The organism is Kitasatospora sp. NPDC008050 (genome assembly GCF_042957465.1).
Classification (GTDB): Bacteria; Actinomycetota; Actinomycetes; order Streptomycetales; family Streptomycetaceae; genus Kitasatospora.
Window position 1 is genome coordinate 89,296 of the sequence record NZ_JBIBIJ010000021.1, and the last position, 19,012, is coordinate 108,307.

At 73.8% G+C, this 19,012-nt stretch carries 16 protein-coding genes; 13 read left to right on the forward strand and 3 right to left on the reverse strand.

Going from position 1 to position 19,012, the window contains the following annotated elements; genetic code table 11:
• Positions 1-61: 61 nt before the first annotated feature.
• The 12 genes from ACFZB9_RS31385 to ACFZB9_RS31440 all read left to right on the forward strand — a co-directional run bounded on the left by ACFZB9_RS31385 (position 62) and on the right by ACFZB9_RS31440 (position 13,546).
• Complete coding sequence (locus ACFZB9_RS31385; protein ID WP_391452823.1) at positions 62-460, forward strand: hypothetical protein; 399 nt, start codon at positions 62-64, stop codon at positions 458-460.
• A 5-nt stretch (positions 461-465) separates the two neighbouring features.
• On the forward strand, positions 466-1,497 hold the full coding sequence (locus ACFZB9_RS31390) for a hypothetical protein (protein WP_391452825.1): 1,032 nt from the start codon (positions 466-468) through the stop codon (positions 1,495-1,497).
• 95 nt (positions 1,498-1,592) lie between these two features.
• On the forward strand, positions 1,593-2,456 hold the full coding sequence (locus ACFZB9_RS31395; protein WP_391452827.1) for an SAF domain-containing protein: 864 nt from the start codon (positions 1,593-1,595) through the stop codon (positions 2,454-2,456).
• Positions 2,456-3,985, forward strand: a complete 1,530-nt coding sequence (locus ACFZB9_RS31400) for a hypothetical protein (protein WP_391452829.1) — start codon at positions 2,456-2,458, stop codon at positions 3,983-3,985. The genes ACFZB9_RS31395 and ACFZB9_RS31400 overlap by 1 nt, the downstream gene beginning before the upstream one ends.
• A 4-nt stretch (positions 3,986-3,989) precedes the next feature.
• Complete coding sequence (locus tag ACFZB9_RS31405) at positions 3,990-5,765, forward strand: CpaF family protein (RefSeq protein WP_391452831.1); 1,776 nt, start codon at positions 3,990-3,992, stop codon at positions 5,763-5,765.
• Positions 5,766-5,829: 64 nt separating this feature from the next.
• Entirely contained in the window at positions 5,830-6,840 is a 1,011-nt protein-coding gene (locus ACFZB9_RS31410; protein WP_391452833.1) for a type II secretion system F family protein, read from the forward strand.
• Complete coding sequence (locus ACFZB9_RS31415; protein ID WP_391452835.1) at positions 6,837-7,724, forward strand: type II secretion system F family protein; 888 nt, start codon at positions 6,837-6,839, stop codon at positions 7,722-7,724. The genes ACFZB9_RS31410 and ACFZB9_RS31415 overlap by 4 nt, the downstream gene beginning before the upstream one ends.
• A 47-nt stretch (positions 7,725-7,771) precedes the next feature.
• Positions 7,772-8,044, forward strand: coding sequence for a hypothetical protein (locus ACFZB9_RS31420; protein WP_391452837.1), 273 nt, complete (start codon positions 7,772-7,774; stop codon positions 8,042-8,044).
• Positions 8,041-8,427: a TadE/TadG family type IV pilus assembly protein gene (locus ACFZB9_RS31425; RefSeq protein WP_391452839.1), complete on the forward strand. Its 387-nt coding sequence runs from the start codon at positions 8,041-8,043 to the stop codon at positions 8,425-8,427. Before ACFZB9_RS31420 ends, ACFZB9_RS31425 begins: the two co-directional genes overlap by 4 nt.
• Before the next feature lie 29 nt (positions 8,428-8,456).
• Complete coding sequence (locus ACFZB9_RS31430; protein WP_391452841.1) at positions 8,457-8,903, forward strand: TadE/TadG family type IV pilus assembly protein; 447 nt, start codon at positions 8,457-8,459, stop codon at positions 8,901-8,903.
• A 132-nt stretch (positions 8,904-9,035) separates the two neighbouring features.
• Positions 9,036-9,479: a hypothetical protein gene (locus ACFZB9_RS31435; RefSeq protein ID WP_391452843.1), complete on the forward strand. Its 444-nt coding sequence runs from the start codon at positions 9,036-9,038 to the stop codon at positions 9,477-9,479.
• Positions 9,479-13,546, forward strand: a complete 4,068-nt coding sequence (locus ACFZB9_RS31440) for a LysM peptidoglycan-binding domain-containing protein (protein WP_391452845.1) — start codon at positions 9,479-9,481, stop codon at positions 13,544-13,546. The genes ACFZB9_RS31435 and ACFZB9_RS31440 overlap by 1 nt, the downstream gene beginning before the upstream one ends.
• A gap of 679 nt (positions 13,547-14,225) precedes the next feature.
• Here ACFZB9_RS31440 and ACFZB9_RS31445 read toward each other — a convergent pair.
• The gene (locus tag ACFZB9_RS31445) at positions 14,226-14,741 is read right to left on the reverse strand and encodes a SigE family RNA polymerase sigma factor (RefSeq protein ID WP_391452847.1); all 516 of its coding nucleotides are present in this window, start codon (positions 14,739-14,741) and stop codon (positions 14,226-14,228) included.
• 279 nt (positions 14,742-15,020) lie between these two features.
• A complete protein-coding gene (locus ACFZB9_RS31450; protein ID WP_391452849.1) occupies positions 15,021-16,697 on the reverse strand; it encodes a hypothetical protein in 1,677 nt (558 codons plus the stop codon).
• Between the two features lie 526 nt (positions 16,698-17,223).
• Here ACFZB9_RS31450 and ACFZB9_RS31455 point away from each other — a divergent pair.
• Positions 17,224-18,297, forward strand: a complete 1,074-nt coding sequence (locus tag ACFZB9_RS31455; protein WP_391452851.1) for a DUF4190 domain-containing protein — start codon at positions 17,224-17,226, stop codon at positions 18,295-18,297.
• 22 nt (positions 18,298-18,319) lie between these two features.
• Here the strand turns inward: ACFZB9_RS31455 and ACFZB9_RS31460 are convergent, their stop codons facing one another.
• The gene (locus ACFZB9_RS31460; protein ID WP_391452857.1) at positions 18,320-18,946 is read right to left on the reverse strand and encodes an isochorismatase family protein; all 627 of its coding nucleotides are present in this window, start codon (positions 18,944-18,946) and stop codon (positions 18,320-18,322) included.
• Positions 18,947-19,012 lie beyond the last annotated feature (66 nt).

The window sequence follows — 19,012 nt, forward strand, 5'->3', positions numbered from 1 at the left end:
CGGGGGGGCTGCGGCAGGGAGTCCGGCACCGCTGGACGGGTCGCAGGGGGCGGTCGGCCGGGTGGTGCTGAAGACCTACCAGGACTGGTGGGCGGCACAGGAGTCGGCGTACTCGGGTGCTGACCCGAACGGGGCCCAAGTAAGGATCTATTCCAGCGGAACCGCGCTCGGAAACATCCTGACGAGCCTGCAATCCCTGCACGACGCCAAAATGGTGATGAACGGCAAGCCGGTGCTTTCCCCGGTGGTCCAGAGCGTCGATCTGAACAGCAATCCGCAGCGTGCCGTGATCGAGGACTGCGTGGACGTCAGCGGCTGGCACCAGGTGGATGCCGCGGACGGCAGCAACAAGGACGCGCCGCAGCGGCTGACCCGCTATCCGGCGCAGGTGGTACTGCTGGTGAAGGGCAGTATCTGGACGGTGTTCGAGTTCAATCGCGAGACGGGCCGGACATGTTGAGGACAATGCGTCGAATCCCTGCTCTCCTGGGCCAACTCCTGCTGCTGACCGGCCTGCTGGCCGGCTCGGCGATCCCCGCGCAGGCGGCGGGGTCGTCCGGCGGCATCAACCCCTGCGTGGTGCTGGCGGTCTGCGTGGTGCTCCAGGACCCCGGTAGCGGCGGATCCCCCGGGGGTGGCGGGGGGACGGGCGGCGGTTCGGGGGGCGGTGGTGGTTCGGGTGGCGCCGAGCCGACGTGCGAGTGGCACGGGGCGCAGCATCCGTGCTGGGACCCGGACCTGGGGTATTTCGACAGCGCGAGCGGGTGCTACGTCACCCAGGCCGATCCGCAGCCGGCAGCCGGTGACCCGTCCTGGGGCGGCAACACCCCGGCGGACGGCGCGGTCTACCTGAAGACCTGCTACGACCCGAACAACAATCCCGAAGCCGCCGCTCTGGTGTTCCTGAAGAAGCCGCCGAACATCGCCGCGCCGCCCCCCACGCCCGGCACGGTGGCCCAGATGGCCGTCAAGCAGTTGCAGTTCGCCCGGCCGATCCCGCACACCGCACCTCCCGGTCAGGCCGTGGTGGGGTCGCCGGTCTGGTTCTGGTACGAGACCTCGGACGCCACCCACGACGAGACGGTCGGCCCGCAGACCCAGACCGTCTCGCTCAACGGCGTCTCGGTGAGCGCCACCGCGACGCTGGTCGACGTGGTCTGGGACCTCGGGTACGTCGACCCCGCCACCGGGCAGGAGGCGACGCTGGACTGCAAGGGCAAGGGCGCGGGACACCCGTACGCGGCAGGCCTGGAGCAGAACCCGCCGGCCGACGCGTGCATCGGGCAGTTCGGCCGCACCTCGCCCGCGGGGGCCGGCAAGGCGGCGGCCGGCGGCTCGGCGACCACGGCGAACGGCTACGACCTGACGGTCACCCAGTACTGGACGATCACCACCACGAACCTCGCCGACGGCTCGCACCCGTGGGGGCCGCTGGACATCCAGGTCTCCAGCAATCCGCTGGCGCTCCAGGTCAACGAACTCCAGGTGCTCAACTGACCTGCTGCCACCGCATGTCCTTGCTCATCACGCATGTCACCGCACGTCACCGCACGTCACCGCACGTCAGCGCTCGTCAGGAAGGCCGAAGTCCGATGGAGAACCGCACCTTCCCGTCGCCGACCCTCGGCGCGCAGGGAGCCGTCGGCTACGGCCAGGACCAGGTGACCGCCGCGCCCGCGACGGCCCGTGCCGAGGCCCGCTCCGGCCCCCTCGCTCCGTCCCGCTCGCTGCGGGCCCGGCGGCGCCGCCCGGCCGTGCTCGCCATGGCGGCCGCGCTGATCGCGGCCGGCGGCCTGGGCGGCGCGGTGCTCTACAACAGCTCCGGACAGCGGATCGCCGTGCTGGCACTGGCCCGTGACGTCCCGTACGGGCAGCCGCTGACAGCCGGTGACCTGGTGGTCGCCCGGATCGCCAGTGACCCCGCGCTGGCACCGGTGAGTGCCGCGGACCGGAACCTGGCGATCGGCCAGCGGGCCACCGGCGACCTGCACCGCGGCGCGCTGCTGCTGGTGGCCGACCTGACCCGGGCGCTGGTCGTACAGCCCGGGATGCAGGAGGTCGGGCTGCCGGTGCACACGAGTCAACTGCCCGCCGACGGCCTCCAGGTGGGCCAGCAGATCGTGATCGTGCAGATCGCCGACCAGAACGGCGGCCTGTCGGGCGGCGGCGCCTCGCACGGTCCGGCCACCATGAACGCGGTGGTCGCCGAGCTGGGCAAGGCGGGCAGCGACGGGAGCCAGGTGATCGACGTCGCCGTGCCGCCGACTGACGCGACCACGCTGGCCGTCTGGGCGGCCGGCGGCAGGTTCCAGGTGATCCTGGCGCCGAAGGCGGGGGCGCCGTCCGCGGGGGCTTCGCCGTCCGCCGGGGCCACGCCCTCGGCCGGGGCCGGTGCGGCCTCCGCCGGGGCGTCGGGCTCGCCGTCGGCACCGGCCTCCGGTGGGAGCGCGGCCTGATGGCCGTGATCGCGGTCACCGGCGGGCCGGGTGCCCCCGGGGCCACCACCACGGCGCTGGCGCTGCTGCTCTGCTGGCCGCTGGCGCCGGGGCGCAAGGTCATGCTGGTCGAGTGCGACCCGGACGGCGGCGCCGCGCTGGCGGGCGCGCTGGAGGGCCGGATCGAAGCCGTCTACGGGCTGCGCAACCTCGCCGTCGCCGACCGGCGCGGGCTGCTCGCGCAGGCCATCTGGGAGCAGCTGATCGACATCTCCCCGGAGGGCGCGGGCGAGCGGCTGCTGCTGCCCGGTCTGACCGATCCGGCCCAGGCGGCCGGCCTCGCCTACACCTGGGAACCGCTGGTCGAGGCGCTGCGCGCGCTCGAACCGGAGGGCTACGACGTGCTGCTCGACCTCGGCCGCTCCGGCGCGCTGGGGCCCGGCGCGGTGCTGGCCCGGCGGGCGGACGCAGTGGTCGCCACCGTCCGCACCACGCTGCGCGGCCTGAGCGCCGCCCGTCCGCGCCTGGCCGCGCTGCGGGCCGACCTGGAGACGGCGGGCACCGGCACCGACGCGCTCGGCCTGCTGCTGATCACCGAGGGGCCGTACCCGGTGGCGGACGTCACCCGCGAACTCGGCCTGCCGGTGCTGGGGACGCTCCCGTACGCGGCGCGGACCGCCCGGGTGCTCTCGGACGGCGGGGACAGCACCGACCGGCGGTTCGTCAGGTCGGAGCTGATGCGCACCGCCCGGACCACGGCGGACCGGATCCAGGCGCTGGTGGCGGACCGGCGGGCCCGGCTGACGGCGCCCACGGCGGGTGGGCAGGCTGCCGCTCCTGCTGCTCTTGCCGGTGCGGGCGGTGCGGGCGGTGCGGCGGCCGAGGGGGGCGGCTTCGGCTGGGGTGCCGCGCCGCAGACGTCGGCCCCGGCGGTGGGGGAGTGGGTGCCCGAGGCCGCGCAGTACCAGGGGTATCAGGGGCATCAGGGATACGAGCCGGAGCAGGGCGGCCGGCCGGACCGGCAGTACCAGCAGGCGTACGCACCGCCCTCCGGCCAGCTCTTCGAGCCACCGGCCGCTGAACCCGCCTACCAGCCCGCGTATCGGCCGGGATTCGCCGAGCCGGCGTTCGGGCCGGGGCAACCGCGGTCCGAGGAGCAGCCGGTGGCGCCCGCGCAGCCCGTCGGGTACGAGTCGCAGCAGCCGCAGCCGCAGCCGCAGCCGCAGCCGCAACCGCAGTCGCAGCCGGCGGCCTATCCGGCGCATCCGGCGCATCCGGCGGTGCGGGAGTACCTGGAGCCGATGGCGGGCGGGCAGGCGTTCCTCTCGTCCGCCGGGCAGGTGTACGTGCCGCAGACCGGGCCGGTGCAGGTGCGGCCGGGGCCGGCGGCGGGGGCACCCGCCCCGCCGGGCCAGCCGTTCCCCTTGCCGCCGCTGCCCGCTCAGCCGCCGCCGCTGGCCGCAATAGCGCCGCACCCGGCGGCTCCCGAGCCGTTCCGGGCGCCGACCGAGGACACCGAGACCCAGGGAGAGGTGCTCCGTGCGCGGTAGCCCCATGCGTGACCGAGCCACGGCCGTGGACGCGATGGATGTCGACGCGCTGGAGGGGGACGCCGCGGTGCCGGGGACGGGCGCCACCGGCGGTCCCGGCGCGACCGGTTGGGGTGGCCGGGCGGTGCCGACCGGCTCGCCGGCCACCGGTCAGCCCTGGGCCGCGCAGCCCGGTCCGCAGCCGCTGGCCCGGTCCTGGCCGGGCGACTGGTCGGCGAACGCCACCCCGACCGCGACCGCCCCCACCGCCATGCCCACCCCGCCCTCCATGCCCACCCCGCCCTCCATGCCCACGCCCACCGCCATGCCCACCCCGCCCCCCATGCCCACGCCCACCGCCACGCCCGCGGGGTTGCCGGTGCTGCCCGCCCCCGAGACGTGGAGCGCCGGCACCGCCCCCGTCGTCGACACCAAGCTGGCCCGCGAGCTCAAGCGCCAGGTGGCCGCCGAGCTCCACCAGCAGCTCTCCCGGCTGGCCCCCGGCCAGGGGCAGGAGGTGGACCGCGCCACCCGTCGGCAGCGCGGCCGGGCACTGATCGAGGAGGCGGTGGCCCGCTGGTCCGACAGCTACGCCCAGACCCACGGCGTCCCCCCGACCCGGGAACAGGACCGGGTGCTCGCCGAGGCCGTCTACGACCTGCTCTTCCGGGCCGGCCGGCTGCAGCCCTACCTGGACGACCCGGAGATCGAGAACATCCTGATCAACGGGTGTGACGACGTCTGGATCTCGCGCGTCCACCAGCCGCTGCGCAAGGTGCCGCCGGTGGCCGACAGCGACGCCGAACTGATCGAGCTGCTCCAGGACCTGGCCCGGCAGCACGGTGGCGGCGAGCGCAGCCTGAGCACCGCGAACCCGACGCTGGCGCTGCGCCTGGAGGGCGGCATGCGACTGCAGGCGATGACGGAGGTGACGCCGCGGCCGTACGTCGCGATCCGCCGCCACCGGGTCGCCTCCGCCACGCTCGCCGACATGGTCACGCTGGGCACCGTGGACTCGACCGTCGCGGCCTTCCTGGCCTCGGCGATCCGGGCGCGGAAGAACGTGATGATCACCGGCACCCAGGGCGTCGGCAAGACCAGCCTGCTGCGCGCGATGGCCGCCGAGATACCGCCGGACGAGCGGATCGGCACCCTGGAGTCGGAGTTCGAGCTCTGGCTGCACACCCTCGGCCACCTGCGCCAGGTGGTGCCGATGGAGGCCCGGGAGGGCAACGGGGAGCGGATCGACGGCAAGCCGGCGGGCGAACTGACGATCGGTGAACTCATTCCGGCGGCACTGCGGATGACCCTGTCGCGGATCATCGTCGGCGAGGTCCGTTCGGGCGAGGTGGTCCCGATGCTGCGGGTGATGACCAACGGCGAGGGCGGCTCGATGTGCACGCTGCACGCGCGCGGTCCGCACATGGTGGTGGACCGGATCGCCGAACTCTGCCTGGAGTACGGCGCGCACATGACCGATTCGCTCGCCTACCGGCTGACCGCCAACGCGATCGACCTGATCGTGCACGTCTCGATGGTCGACGAGACGCCGGTGGGCGGCCGGCGGCACCGGTTCGTCTCGCACGTGCTGGAGGTCACCGGGCTCGGCGAGCACGGCCGCCCCGCGCTGAACACCGTCTTCGGCCCGCGCCCCGAGCTCGGCGAGCCGCGGGCCGTGCCGCACACCCCGCCGAACTGCCTGGACGACCTGCGCCGGGCGGGCTTCGACGCGGGCCTGCTGCAGTCCGCCTACGGCAGTTGGAGCGCACCGCTCGCGCTGCGGATCGGGGGACTGCGATGAGAGCGGTGCGCCCGGCGGGGCGGGCAGCGCGTCGTTCCGCCGACCCCACCCGAAAGGGCCTGTGATGCTGCTCTTCGTCCTGTGCGGGGTCCTGCTCGTCGGCGGGCTGGTGGTGCTGGCCGCCGGGTTCGCCGGGATCGGGATCGGCGCCGCGGAGCGGGCCGCGCCCGGGCGGCTCGCCACCCGGGCGCACATCTTCTGGTACGGGGCGCCGGGTGTACCGGATCCGCGCACCCTGCGGACGCGCCGGATCCAGCTCGCGATCGCGCTCATCGCCACGCCGGTGGTCTGGCTGTTCAGCGGCATCCTGCTCAGCGTCCTGCTGGTCCCGCTGGTGGTCTTCGGCTTTCCCTGGCTCTACGCGGCCACCCGCTCGGACACCCGGCACATCGCCCGGCTGGAGGCGCTCGCCGACTGGACCCAGCGGCTCTCCGACGTCCTGCTGCTCGGCACCGGCCTCAACCAGGCGCTGCTGACCAGCGTGCGCACCGCGCCCGCCGCGCTGCGCACCGAGATCGAGGAGCTGGCCACCCGCCTGCAGGCCCGGTGGAGCGCCGAGGACGCGCTGCGCGCCTTCGCCGACAGCCTGGCCGACGCGACCGCGGACAAGGTGCTCGCCGCCCTGTTGCTGCGGGCCGGCGACAGCGGTCCCGGGCTCAGCCGGGCGCTGTCCGACATGGCGGAGTCGGTGCGCGAGGAGGTCCGCCAGCGCCGCGCGATCGAGGCGGACCGGTCCAAGCACCGCACCACCATCCGGTGGCTGGTGACGATCATCTTCGGAGTGATCGTGGTGGGTTCGTTCAACGACCGCTACACCGCCCCCTACGGCACGGTGCAGGGCCAGTTGGTGCTGGCCGGGCTGGCCGGACTCTTCGTCGCGGTGATCGCCTGGATGCGCTCGCTGGCCGCCAACAAGCCGCTGCCCCGGCTGCTGGAGCCGGACCGCCGCAGCCGGGTCGGGGGGCTGCCCGCCCCGGACGACGACTCCCCGCACGACGCGCCCACCCGCGCCGGACACCCGCGGACCGTAGCGTCCGAGGGCGCCGAGCCGCCGTTGCTCAAGGAGCCCCGATGATCTCCCCCTGGGCCGTGCTCGCCGGCTGCGTGGCGGCCGCCGGCCTCGCCCTGCTGATCGCCGAACTCCGGCCCGCCCCACCGGACCTGGGCCAGGCCCTGGAGCGCCTGCACCGGGCCCCGGCCCAGCACCGGGAGAGCGCGGCGAACGCCGGGGCGGCCTGGTACGACCGGCTCGGCAACCGCTCCCTCGCGCTGGCCGGTTCACGTGTGCCGATGCAGTCCCTGGCGCTGATCGGGCGCACCCCGGCCCGGTTCATGGCGCACAAGCTGCTCTTCGCGCTGGTCGGCCTGGTCCTGCCGGGCTACCTCTCGGCGATGGCGGCGCTCACCGGCTTCGCGCCGCCCGTCGCGCTGCCCGCGCTGGTCAGCCTGGCGCTGGCGGCCGGCGGCTGGATGGTGCCGGACGCGATCGTGCAGGGCGAGGCCAGGGAGGCCCGCACCGAGTACCTGCACGGCATCGCCGCCTATCTCGAACTCGTCGCGCTGGAACGGGCGTCCGACCACGGGCCGGCCGAGGCGATGCGCCGCGCGGCGGCGGTGGGGCGGGGCACCGTCTTCCGCCGGATCCAGGACGCCCTGGAACGGGCCGCCACCGACCGCCTGCCCCCGTGGGACGGTCTGGACGCGCTCGCCACCGAACTGGGCCTGACCCCCCTGCAGGACGTCGCCGACATCATGCGGATCTCCGGCACCGACGGCGCCGCGGTCTACGACACCCTGCGGGCCCGGGCCAAGGGCCTGCGCAACGAACTGCTGGCCACGGAGCTGGCCGAGGCCGGTGCCGCCAGCGAGCAGATGGTCGCACCGGGCGCGGCCCTGACCCTGCTGATGACCGTGCTGATCGTCTACCCCGCGCTCTACCAGATGCTCCATGCGTTCTGAAATCCCGTCCGGCCCACCGGACTTCCGTCCCCCGAGGAGAGCGAACCATGAAGACCCTGCACACCCTGACACGGCAGTTCCTGCTGCCCCTGCTGCTGCCGCTGACCTTCGGCGTGGCGCTGCTGCGGATCCACGGCGGGCGGGCCAGGTCCGCCCGGGCCGCGGGCGACCGCGGTGCGCTCAGCATCGAGATGGCGCTGATCGTGATCGTCGTGGTGGCGATCGCGGGTGCCGTGCTGGCGGCCGTGAGCAGCTTCGGCAACACCGTGAAGAAGACCGTGCCCACCACGATCCCGACCGGGCTCCCGACGAGCTCATGACGGACCGTCGGGAACGCGACCGTGGTGCGCTCACCCTCAGTTTCGCGCTCGTCTTCCCGATGATCCTGCTCCTGGTGATGCTCGTGGCGCAGACCGCGCTGCTCTGGTACTCGCAGAGCGTGGCGCTGGCCGCGGCGCGCGAAGGGGCGGACGCGGGACGGGTGCTGGGCGGCACCGACCAGGCGGCCACCGACCGTGCCACGGCCTTCCTGGACGGATTCCGCGGCCTGCTCGGCACCCCCACCGTGGACCGGCCGGTCCGCACCGCGGACACCGTCACCGTCACCGTGCACATCCACCCGCTCTTCCTGCTGCCCGGATTCGACGGTCTGACGGTCTCCCAGCGCGCCCAGGCGCCGATCGAACGGTATGTCGGGCCATGACGGCGCGACGGGGTGAGAAGGGGTGCGCGGTGGTACAGGGGGGCGTGCGGGCCGTCGGGGTGGCCGACCGGGGGAGCCTCGCGATCGAGGCCGCGATCCTGGTCCCCGCCATCGCGCTGCTCTTCAGTCTGGCGATCATCATCGGCCGGCTGGAGATGGTGTCGAGCACCGTCGACGAGGCCGCCCGGGTCGGCGCGCGGACCGCCTCGCTGGACCGGTCGGGGCAGTCCCCGCAGACGGTGGCCGAAGCGGCGGTCAAGCAGGCGCTCGCCGAGAACGGCGTCAGCTGCCGCCCCACGGTGACGGTGAACGCCTCGGTGGTGCCGCTCGACGCCGGGCCCGTGCCACTGAACGGTGTGCGGGTCGAGGTCAGTTGTCCGGTCCAGGTGAATGATCTGTTCGTGGTGTGGGTACCGGGCGAGGTGACATTGACCGGCTCGTTCACATCGGTCATCGACCGCTTCCGTTCGCAGTGACGCAGTGACGCAGTGACGCAGTGACGCAGTGACGCAGCGACGCAGGGACGGGCAGTGACGTCGGGACAGCACGCGGGACAGCACGATGGCGCCGTGACAGCACGGGCCGGACGAAAGCCCTGGGGAGGGGACGTGAGGGTCCGTCGGGGTGGCCGCGACCGCGGCACCATCTCGATCTTCGTGGCGCTCGGTGCCACCACACTGATGCTGTTCCTGGGCATCGTGCTGGACTGCGGCGGTCGCCTGCGCGCCATCGAGCGGACCGACGCGCTGGCGGAGGAGGCGGCCCGGGTCGGCGGTCAGCAGATCGACGAGGGCGCGCTGCTGGGCGGCAAGGGCCTGAAGATCGACACGGCCGCCGCCTATGCCGCGGCCGACGCCTACCTGAAGCCCTACGGCCTGTCGGCCGAGCCGCCGGACCCGGCCGAACCCGCCACGGCCACCAGCATCACCATCGTGATCAACACGACGTACCGGACCGCCCTGCTCGGGCTCTTCGACACACCGACCCTGACTGTTCATGGAACCGGCTCCGCCACGGTGGTGGACGGCCGCGAGAAAACGGGAGGCGCCTGATGGCCGCACCACGAGCCAAGGTCCGTGCCCGAACGGGGAGTTCCCCGGACGCGGGCCGCCCCGTCGGCGATCGGACCGCTGACGGCCGCCGCGCTGTTGGTCAGGGCGGGGCGCGCCCCCCGCAGGGGCGCCGTCGCAGTGCCCTGCGCGCCGTCCCGGCCGCCCTCGGGGCGCTGCTGGTGCTCGCCCTGCTGCTGGTCGGTGTGCCGGCGCTGCTGCTGTACGGCACCCAGGCGGTGGCCGCGATGGGCGGCGAGGGCCACACGAGCCTGCGCGAGGTGCTCACCACGCCGGACGACGGGCGCCTCTTCCTCTGGGCGCTGGTCGGCATCGGCTGGCTCGGCTGGGCCTGCTTCGCCTGCTCCGTCCTGCTGGAGATCCCGGCCCAGCTGCGCGGCCGGGTGGCCCGGCGGATCCCCAGCTTCGGCTGGAGCCAGCGCATGGCGGCGGGCCTGGTCGGCGCGGTGATCGCGCTGCTGCCGGTGGCCGGCGCCTCCTTCGCGGCCGGTCTGCCCGGGCAGTTGACGGCCGCGGCCGCACCCGCCCAGCTGGCCGCCGCACCGCAGTACGCCGCGCTGGCGGCCGCGCCGGCCGCCGCGCCGCACCTCGCGCTGCCGGCCGCCGACCCGCAGTCGCAGCAGCCGACCTACACCGTGCGGGACGCTCGCCCGGCCGACAGCCTCTGGTCGATCGCGGAGCGCCAACTGGGTTCGGGCGACCGGTGGCAGGAGATCGCCAAGCTCAACGCCGGCCGGGTGATGGATGGTTCGGGCGAGCACTTCGACGCCGACCGGCCGATCCAGCCGGGCTGGCAGCTGCTGATGCCCGCCGACGCCAAGCCGGACGGCGGTGCGAACGGCGGCACGAACGGGACACCGGCACCGGCCGCGGCGCCGAACTCGGCGGGTCAGCAGGGCGAGCAGGGCCGGCAAGGCGAGCAGGGCCGACAGGGCGAGCAGCCGGGGGAGCGGCACGCCACCGCGACCGTCCAGGAGGGCGACACGCTCTCCGCCATCGCCCAGCGCGAGCTCGGGAGTTCGGACGCCTGGCCGCAGCTGTTCGACGCGAACAAGGGGGTTCGGGCGCCGGACGGCGAGACGCTGGGCGACCCGAACATGCTGGTCCCGGGCATGGTCCTGCACATCCCGGGCGCGCCGGCCGCGCCGGCGCCACCGGCCGCCCCCGCGCAGTCGGCGCCCGCACCCGCGCCACAGTCCGCACCCCCGCCGCCGGCACCGTCTCCGCAGCCGCCGTCCCCGCAGGCACCGTCCCCGCAGGCACCGGCTGCGCAGGCGCCCGCCGCGCCGCACTCCACCGCGCCGTCCGCCGACCCGGTGCCGCACCCCTCGGCCGCCGCCCCCGGGTCGGAGAAGCGAGCGGGCGCGCCGACCGGGGCGAAGAGCAGCGCCGAGCCGTCCGTGAAGGAGGTCGCCCACCAGAGCGGCGACGGCGAGGAGCCGCTCAGCGACTACACCGCCGCACTGACCGCCTCCGGCATCGGCGTGCTGCTGGCCGCGGTCATGGTCGGCGCGGTGGCGCACCGGCGCGGCGCGCAGCAGCGGGCCCGCCGCCCCCGGCACCGGATCCCGATGCCCACCCCGCCCGCCGCCGCGTTCGAGGCCGAACTGCGGACCCGGCAGAACAGCACCGGCCTCGACCTGCTCAACCGCTCGCTGCGCACCATGGCCCGCAACATCAGCCGCACCGGCAAGCGGCTGCCCGCGCTGGCCGCCGTCCGGGTCACCACCGGCGGGACCGTCGAACTGCACCTGGCGGCACCGGCCGTCCCGGTCGCGCCGTTCCGGGCCGCGCACGCCGCCAACGTCTGGTGGTGCTCGGCCGACTCCACCGACCTGCTCCCCACCGCGCAGGCTGCCAAGGTGCCCGCGCCCTACCCGGCCCTGGTCGCCCTCGGCACCGCCCCCGACGGCGCGACGGTCCTGGCCGACCTGGAGACGGTGCGGCTGATGCACCTGGCCGGCCACCCGGACGACGCGCGCGGTGTGCTGCGCGCGTTGGCGCTGGAACTCGCCCACAGCGTGCTCGCCGACAAGCTCAGCCTGCACCTGGTCGGCTTCGCCGAGGACCTGCCGGTCTCCGACACCGTCGCCGACCGGGTGCACCGCTACCCGACCCTGGAGGCCGCCCTCGTCGCGCTGGAGACCCGCACCGCCCGGGCCCGCTCCTCGCTGGTCGCGGTCGGCGCCGCGCACCCGCGCGACGCGCGCAGCCGGGGCCACGCCGACGACGCCTGGGTGCCGGAGATCGTGCTCTCCGCCCAGGCGCCGATGGGCGACGTGCCGTCGGAGCTGGGACGGCTGCTGGACGGGCGGCCGCGGACCTGCTTGGCGGTGATCGCCCGGGCGCCCGAGCGCGGCACCGGCCCGGTGGCCCGCTGGACCCTGCCCAGCAGCGGCCAGGCCACCCTGCCCGGCCTCCATCTCGCCGTCCAGCTCCAGCGGTTGACCGACGAGCAGTACGGCCACTGGACCGAGGTGCTGGACACCGCCGCCTCCACCATCCAGCACCCGGCCCCCGCCTGGACGGTCGACGGCGCCGAGCTGGAGCCCGCCGATCTCCCCAGGCCGGTCCCGGTGTTGGCGGGCGTGGGGGCGGGCACCGCCCCGTTCATCGGCGCCGCGCTGCCGGAGGGGCCGCCGGAGTCCGGGCCGCGGCTGATCGCCCGGGTGATCGGCACTGGCGCCAGCCCGTTCGCCACCGTCAACCCGGCGGCCTCGCCCGGGGGTGGCGCGTCGGCGGTCTCGGTGGTGCGTCCGCTGCCGGCACCGATGGCGAGCGCGCTGCCCGCCTCGCCCGGGTCGGGCGGCCTGCCGGGGGCGTTCGGCCCGGTCGGGCCTGTCGGGCCCCGGCACAACAGCAACGGCCGGGGGCTGCAGGTGAGCAGCGGCAGTCAGTCGACGCCGCTCGGCCCGGTCGTACTGCCCGGCTTCCCGCGCGAGTTGGGGCCCGGCCCGGAGCCGACTCCGGGGGCCGAGCCGACGCCCGGGGCCGAGCCGACGTCCGAGGCCGAGACCACCGCCGAACTGCTCGTCGCCGACGAGCTGTCCAGCACCGTTCCCGCCGTTCCCGCCGTCCCCGCCATCGCTCCCGAGCCCGCCCCCGACTCCGAGCCCGCCCCCGACTCCGAGCCCGCCCCCACCCATGAGCCCGCGCCCGCCCCGACCGGCGTCGACCCACGCGTCCCGTTCCGGCCGGAGCCGGTCCCGGCCACCCCGGCCGGCGGAACTCCCGTGCCCGGCACGGTGATCGCCCGCACCGACGCCGACGACCTGCTCGCCATCCTCCGTTCCCCGGAGGCCCACGCGATCCGCACCACCCCCCGGGTGCGCCTGCTGGGTCCGGTCGACGTGCTCGGCCCCAGCGGCGCGGCCGAGCCCGTGGCCGTGCCCGCGCTCACCGAACTCGCCGCCTACCTCGCCCTGCACCCGGGCACCGACCCCGCCGCCGTCGACCGCGCCCTGCACCCGGGCGATCACGCCCGCCCGGACCAGGCCCCGCCGGCCACCCTCGCCGCGCTGGCCGAGTGGATCGGCAGCGACCCGGACGGCCGTGCCTTCCTGCGCCAGGACGCCCAGGACGCCTACACCTTCGCGCCCACGGTGACGTGTGACTGGGACGAGTTCCGCAGCCTCTACCGGCGCGGCATGCGCAGCACCAGTACCACCGCCGATGCCGCGCTCGCGCACGCGCTCGCCCTGGTCCGCGGCGCACCGTTCGCCGAGACCCCGAGCGTCGGCTACGGCTGGGCCGAGGCGGCGCGCCAGGACATGCTCGCCGCCGTGGTCGACACCGCCCACGAACTCGCCGCCCGCCGCCTGCAGTACGGCGACCACCGCAGCGCCGAGGCCGCCGTCTTCCGCGGCCTGGCCGTCGCCCCGGACGTCGAACTGCTGCACCGTGACCTGTTCTACGCCTACGCCTCGGCCGGCGCCCGTGACCAACTCCTGAAGGCCGTCAACCGATTGGACGCACTGAGCCGCCGCACCGGCCGCAGCCTCGACCCCGACACCGTCGCCCTGCTCCGTGATCTGCTCTCCAGTCCCTGAACGACAACGACGGATCTAGGATCCGCGGTTTCGCGAGCACTGTCGGCGGATCATGAGCACTGTCCGAGCAGATCCGGGTGATCATGGCCCGGACGGAGAGACCGTTCCATCGGTGTCGACCCGCGTCGGATGACGAGCCCGTGGCCCGGGAGTCGAACTCCCGGGCCACGGATTCATGGCTTCTTTACCGCGCCGCTGTCGGCGTCAGGACCGGAGTCGGCAGGGGGTCCGATGCACCCGTTCCCGAGGTGGGGTGTGAGATCGGCAGGCCTCCCGCTGTCGGAGTCGGGACCGGAGTCGGCAGGGGGTCCGATGCACCCGTTCCCGAGGTGGGGTGTGAGATCGGCAGGCCTCCCGCTGTCGGAGTCGGGGCCGGAGTCGGCACGGGGCCCGTCCCCGAGGTGGAGGTTGGGGTCGGTGCCGCGACGGACGATGCGGGGCGCTGGGGCGTGGCGGGGCGGTCCTGGGCGAAGGCGTTGGGCAGGACGACCAGTCCGATGCCGAGCCCCGCAAAGGTCAGGACCGATCCGCCGGCCATCCAGGCCGTTCGGGCCCGACGGCGGGTCCGGACGCCCGCCTGCAGGCGGTCACGGTGACGGGGCTCAAAAGGCGTGTGTTCCTGTGTTTCGCGCATCATTCGTGCCAGCTCCTTCTCGAAGTCATCCATCGTTCTTCTCCTTCAGCCCACCGGCTCGACAGTCACCTCGGCCAATGCCTGCCGTAGTTTCGTCACCCCGCGCGACACCAGAGAGCGGGCAGTGCCCACCGGGCAACCCAGCGCCTCGGCAACCTGCCGCTCGGACAGGTCCTGGTAGTAGCGCAGCACCACAGCGGCCCGCTGCCGCACCGGCAACTGCGCCAGCCCGACTTCCAACCGGGAGCGCTCTTCCACCGCGGCCGCCAGGTCCACCAAGCCGGTGATCTCCGGCATGTCCTGAGTCCGAGTCGGACGCTCGCCCCACCACCGTCGCCGCGCAGACCTGGCCGCCGCGCGCGTCAGTACCTGACGCACATACGGCTCCGGCGCCTGTAGGGCGACCTTCGGCCAGGCGAACCACAGTTTGACGAGTGCCTCTTGCAGCAGGTCCTCGGCCTGGTGCTGATCTCCGCCGGAGAGCAGGCGCGCGAAATGGAACAGAGCCGACCAGCGGGCCGCTACGAACTCATCGAAGCCGTCCGTTTGCAACTGCTTCATTGGCACCGCCCTTCATCCGCATCTGCGCCTGTACTTGTAGAAAGGCATCGGGCCCGACTCCGCTATGCACTCCCGTCCTGTGAACTGGGTCACATGCTCACGCCCGGCGCACGGTGACCACGTTGACGCTTCAGCGGCCCCGACCGGATCCAGTGCTCATCGAATCGCGGACCCTAAAAACGGACGGCACCAGGTCGGCTACGAGAGCCGCCTGGTGCCGCCCGCCGCTCGCCGACTTCGATCCGTCGGTGTGTGGCAGTTACGTTCGGTGCGTGCGGATCAGCCCGGGTCGGTACCACAGACGTAGTACGCCTTGCCCAGCCCGGTGACGGTGCCCTTCAGCATCCCCAGGGCGGCGCCCGCCGCTGCTCCCTCAGGGCCTGCTTCAGCGCCGAGCGCGCCGCCCTTCAGGGCCCCCAGAAGGGCGGCCTTGGCTGCGCCTTCCACCATGCTCTTGCCCAGTTGCCCGGCCATGCACTTGTTCCACTCGTCCGAGTTCTTCGGGTGCTGGCGATCGGGAAGCGGCCAGAACGCGGGGCGCATGGTCGCCTTCGCGGACCTGGTCGTGAGCGCGGCGGTCCTGACACCAGCGGTCCTGACACCAGCGGGCTTGACGGCCGGAGCGGTCATGGTGCTGTAGCTGACGGCCGGCATGGTCATGGAGCCGTCGATGGTGTCGCCGGGAGCGTTCTCGATGGTCTGCGTGATGACGTTGCCGGAGATGGTCAGATCGACGGCGTGAGTGGTCCCTTTGGTGTCCACGACGGTACTCGGCTTGATCGTGCCGATCTTGGCTCCGGTGGCGGTGTCGATGAGCTTCACCGTGTTCGGGCCGTCCTGCGACGCCGTGGTGCCGTCGGGGAGATCCGGGGTGAACGATGCCTTCGTGGCCATGGTCAGCGCCGGTGCGTCAGCGCCTGTCACGTTCGTGGTGCCCGGCTGGTCCGGGCTGGTGTGGGCGACGTACATCGTGGAGCCGGCCGTCGAGTTGATGACGGGGACGGTCACGGTCGCGTCGGTCGTCCACGGCTGGTTGTCGGTGTCGAAGGTCCACGTTCCCGTGACCTTCTTGCCGATGGCCGCGAAGTCGACCCATCCGTAGTTCTTGGTGGGGACGGTCACCGCGATGCCGTTGATGGTCGACTGGTCGGACTCGTAGGCAGTGGTCGCCTGGAGCTGGGTGGACACCATGGCCTGGACCGGGACGGACACACCGATCGAGGACGACAGGCCCACCCCGAACGACTGCGACCAGCCCGAGTGATAGATCGTGGTGAAGACCTGCGTCACCTTGTCGGCGGTGTCGTTGTACCAGACCGAGGAGGCGGGCTGGCGGGGCAGGGCTTCGGGCTGCCCTTCGGACTTCTCGGTCCACGAGCAGGTGGAGGTCTTCTTGGAGCACAGGTCGCTGTAGTAGTCGAGCGCCAGGCTCCTGGCCTCGGCCGCGTTCGCGGCGGGTACCGTCCACTCCTGGCTCGCGCTGCCGTTGCAGGCGTTGGGCTGGGCGAGGATGCCCCACAGGTGGAGGCCGCCCCGGTTGTCCATGCAGTACTCGGTGCCGGTGCTGTCGTCGCGGCGGACGATGCCGAAGGTGTTGGGCTTGCCGTCGACGGGGCGGAAGTGCCACTCCTCGCCGCTCTTGCCGCAGGACTGCTGGATGGCGGGCTGTGAGGCGTAGAGGCACTTCCCGGAGGAGGTGCTGGCGATGTCGAACGTGCCGGGGTCGCTGAGTTTGATCAGTCGCCAGTTCGTGTAGTTGGTGCCGTCGGGGGTGACGGAGATCTGGTTCCCGTCGTTGTTGCCCGTCGCGTTGAGGGTGCCGTTCGGGTTGGTGAAGGTGTAGGCATCGGTCGTCGCGGCGCTTGCCGGGGTGGCAGCGAGGACGGGCGCCAGGAGGGCCAGGGCAATGGTCGGCGCGGTGAGGAGTTTCGCGGCCTTCTTCATGGTCCTATTCATGATCACTTCCTGTGGTGGCATATGTGCTCCCTGGAGGCAGGTCATCGCCTGGGCTGCGGCGGCCGGCTGTGACGAGTCGCTGGACGAGCCGGCGGCTCGGTACGACGGTCGCCTCGGGGGGCGGCTCCTTACTCCGGCGCGTCTTGCCACCGGGGCGCGGGGCCGCTCTGATGGCACCGATTGTGGTGTCGCCGCAGCTCGACCGACAGGACAGCGCACCGGCCATGTATGACCGGTCGCCAGGGCCCACTGACCTGCGGGAACGGGTGCACCATGACCGGCGGAAGGCTGCCCGCGAGGCCGAGGAGGACCGCCGGCGCCGCGAGTTCCTGAAGACCCTGGTCCGGTGAAACTCCCACCGGACGCGCGCCATATCGGCCCCCGCCGGACCTGTTTCGCCGGACCCTGAGCCGCGCTTTCGCTGTCACGGGTCCGGGAGCTGGGTGGGTTCTCGTGATCCGCTAGAGTCCGGCCACGGTCGGACTGCTGCGTGGGCAGTGGGCAGTGGGCTTGGGGGAGCGGGCAGATGACGGACGCGGCGGGACCGGATGGCGGGGAGGCGGTGGGGCCGCAGGACGCGGTGCCGCCCGGGCCCGGTGCGGGTGATCTGTGGGCGCCGCCGCAGGATGCCGTTCCCGCCGGGTTCGCGGGGCCGCCGCCCGGGAGCGGCCCGTACCAGTCTCAGTACCCCTATCCCTATCCCTATCCGTATCCCTATCCGTACGGGCAGGCCGGGCCCTACCCCCACCCCTTCGACGGGCGCCGGGCGGTCGAGGGGACCAACGGGCTGGCCATCACCTCGCTGGTCACCGGCCTCACTTGCTGCCTCTGGCCGGCCGCACTGGGCTTCGGCATCGCCGCGCTGGTCCAGCTCCGGCGTCGCCACCAGCGCGGCCTCGGGCTCGCGATCGCCGGGGTGGTGCTCGGGACGCTCGGTCTGCTCGCGGGGACGTTCAGCACGATCGTCGGCCACTGGCACTTCGATATGAGCGGCGCCACCGCTTCCGACACTTCGGCCCCCGTGCTGCCCCTGCCCGGTGACAACCCTGGCGACGGCTCTGGGGGCCCGGCCGACCCGACCGACCCTGCCGACCCGGCCGGTCTGACGCGGGCTCAGCAGGACTTCGTGACGGACATCGCCGAGGTCGAGGCCCAGGACCGGATGCTGCGGATGCCGGAGACCGACCCGGGGATGGCGGTCGAGGAGTCGACCCGGACCGCCCAGGTGCTCGCGGACAGCGCGACGATGCTCAACGCGACGCAGTGGCCGAGCGGGGTCAAGGACCAGATCGCCACGCTGGTCGGCGCTTTCCGGGCCGACCAGGCCGTCTGGAACGCGGCCGCCGCCGACACCACCGACCCGGTGGCCGCCTACCAGGCCGCCCTGCGGACCAACGCCCCCTCGACCGCCGAGGCCGCTGCCCGCAAGGCCCTCGGCCTCACCGACGACGACCTGCCGGCCGACCCGGAGACCGGCACCCCGGCCGCCCCGGACACCGGCACCCCGGCAGACCCGGAGACCGGTACCCCGGCAGACCCGGAGACCGGCACCCCGGACAGCACGCGCCCGGCCGACACCGCCGCCCCCGCCCCGGTCTGAGCCCGGCCCGCCACCTGCCCGGCTACCGGACCGCCGGTGCGGTCAGCTCCGCCACCGTGGCGGCGACGGTCCCGAACAGGTCGCCGATCGTGGCCAGCGCGGCGGCCTGCAGGGTCGCCGCGGGCAGCACGGTGCCGTCGGGGCCGGCCAGCGGGCGGGTGGCGGTGGCCTCGGCGGCGACGGTGGGCCGGTAGCCGTGGGTGAAGGCCCCCTGGGCGGTGAACGCGACGCACATGTGCGTCATGAAGCCGGCCAGCACCAGCTCCGTCCCCGCCCCCAGCTCGCGCAGCACCTTCTCCAGCTCGGTGTCGTGGAAGGCGTCGGGGGACTGCTTGACCACGACGCGCTCCCCGTCGACGGGCGCGACCTCGGCGCAGATCGCGCCGATCTCCGCCCGGATGTCGTACGGGGTGTTCTCGCCGCCGTCGTTCACGACGTGGATCACCGGGACGCCGGCGGCGCGGGCGGCAGCGAGCAGTCGGCCGGCGGCCGCCAGGGCCTCCCGAGCGCCCTCCAGCGCCATCACCCCGGTGGTGTAGGTGTTCTGGAAGTCGATCAGCACGAGCGTGGTGTCGGCGAGCCGGGGCAGCCGGCCGTCCAGGCCGATCACCTCGCGCAGGGTCGGCGAAGGGGTCAGGGGAGTGGTCATCACAGGGTTCCTTTTCTCGTTCTGGACATGGCAGGAGAGGGGCACGGCGTGCGCACGTGCCCGAGG

Excerpts from the sequence above, each read along its gene's own strand:
- ACFZB9_RS31390 (WP_391452825.1), top strand. The coding sequence starts at position 466 with ATGCGTCGAATCCCTGCTCTCCTGGGCCAACTCCTGCTGCTGACCGGC.
- ACFZB9_RS31395 (WP_391452827.1), top strand. The coding sequence starts at position 1,593 with ATGGAGAACCGCACCTTCCCGTCGCCGACCCTCGGCGCGCAGGGAGCC.
- ACFZB9_RS31400 (WP_391452829.1), top strand. The coding sequence starts at position 2,456 with ATGGCCGTGATCGCGGTCACCGGCGGGCCGGGTGCCCCCGGGGCCACC.
- ACFZB9_RS31405 (WP_391452831.1), top strand. The coding sequence starts at position 3,990 with ATGCGTGACCGAGCCACGGCCGTGGACGCGATGGATGTCGACGCGCTG.
- ACFZB9_RS31410 (WP_391452833.1), top strand. The coding sequence starts at position 5,830 with ATGCTGCTCTTCGTCCTGTGCGGGGTCCTGCTCGTCGGCGGGCTGGTG.
- ACFZB9_RS31415 (WP_391452835.1), top strand. The coding sequence starts at position 6,837 with ATGATCTCCCCCTGGGCCGTGCTCGCCGGCTGCGTGGCGGCCGCCGGC.
- ACFZB9_RS31420 (WP_391452837.1), top strand. The coding sequence starts at position 7,772 with ATGAAGACCCTGCACACCCTGACACGGCAGTTCCTGCTGCCCCTGCTG.
- ACFZB9_RS31425 (WP_391452839.1), top strand. The coding sequence starts at position 8,041 with ATGACGGACCGTCGGGAACGCGACCGTGGTGCGCTCACCCTCAGTTTC.
- ACFZB9_RS31440 (WP_391452845.1), top strand. The coding sequence starts at position 9,479 with ATGGCCGCACCACGAGCCAAGGTCCGTGCCCGAACGGGGAGTTCCCCG.
- ACFZB9_RS31445 (WP_391452847.1), bottom strand. The coding sequence starts at position 14,741 with ATGAAGCAGTTGCAAACGGACGGCTTCGATGAGTTCGTAGCGGCCCGC.
- ACFZB9_RS31450 (WP_391452849.1), bottom strand. The coding sequence starts at position 16,697 with ATGAATAGGACCATGAAGAAGGCCGCGAAACTCCTCACCGCGCCGACC.
- ACFZB9_RS31455 (WP_391452851.1), top strand. The coding sequence starts at position 17,224 with ATGACGGACGCGGCGGGACCGGATGGCGGGGAGGCGGTGGGGCCGCAG.
- ACFZB9_RS31460 (WP_391452857.1), bottom strand. The coding sequence starts at position 18,946 with ATGACCACTCCCCTGACCCCTTCGCCGACCCTGCGCGAGGTGATCGGC.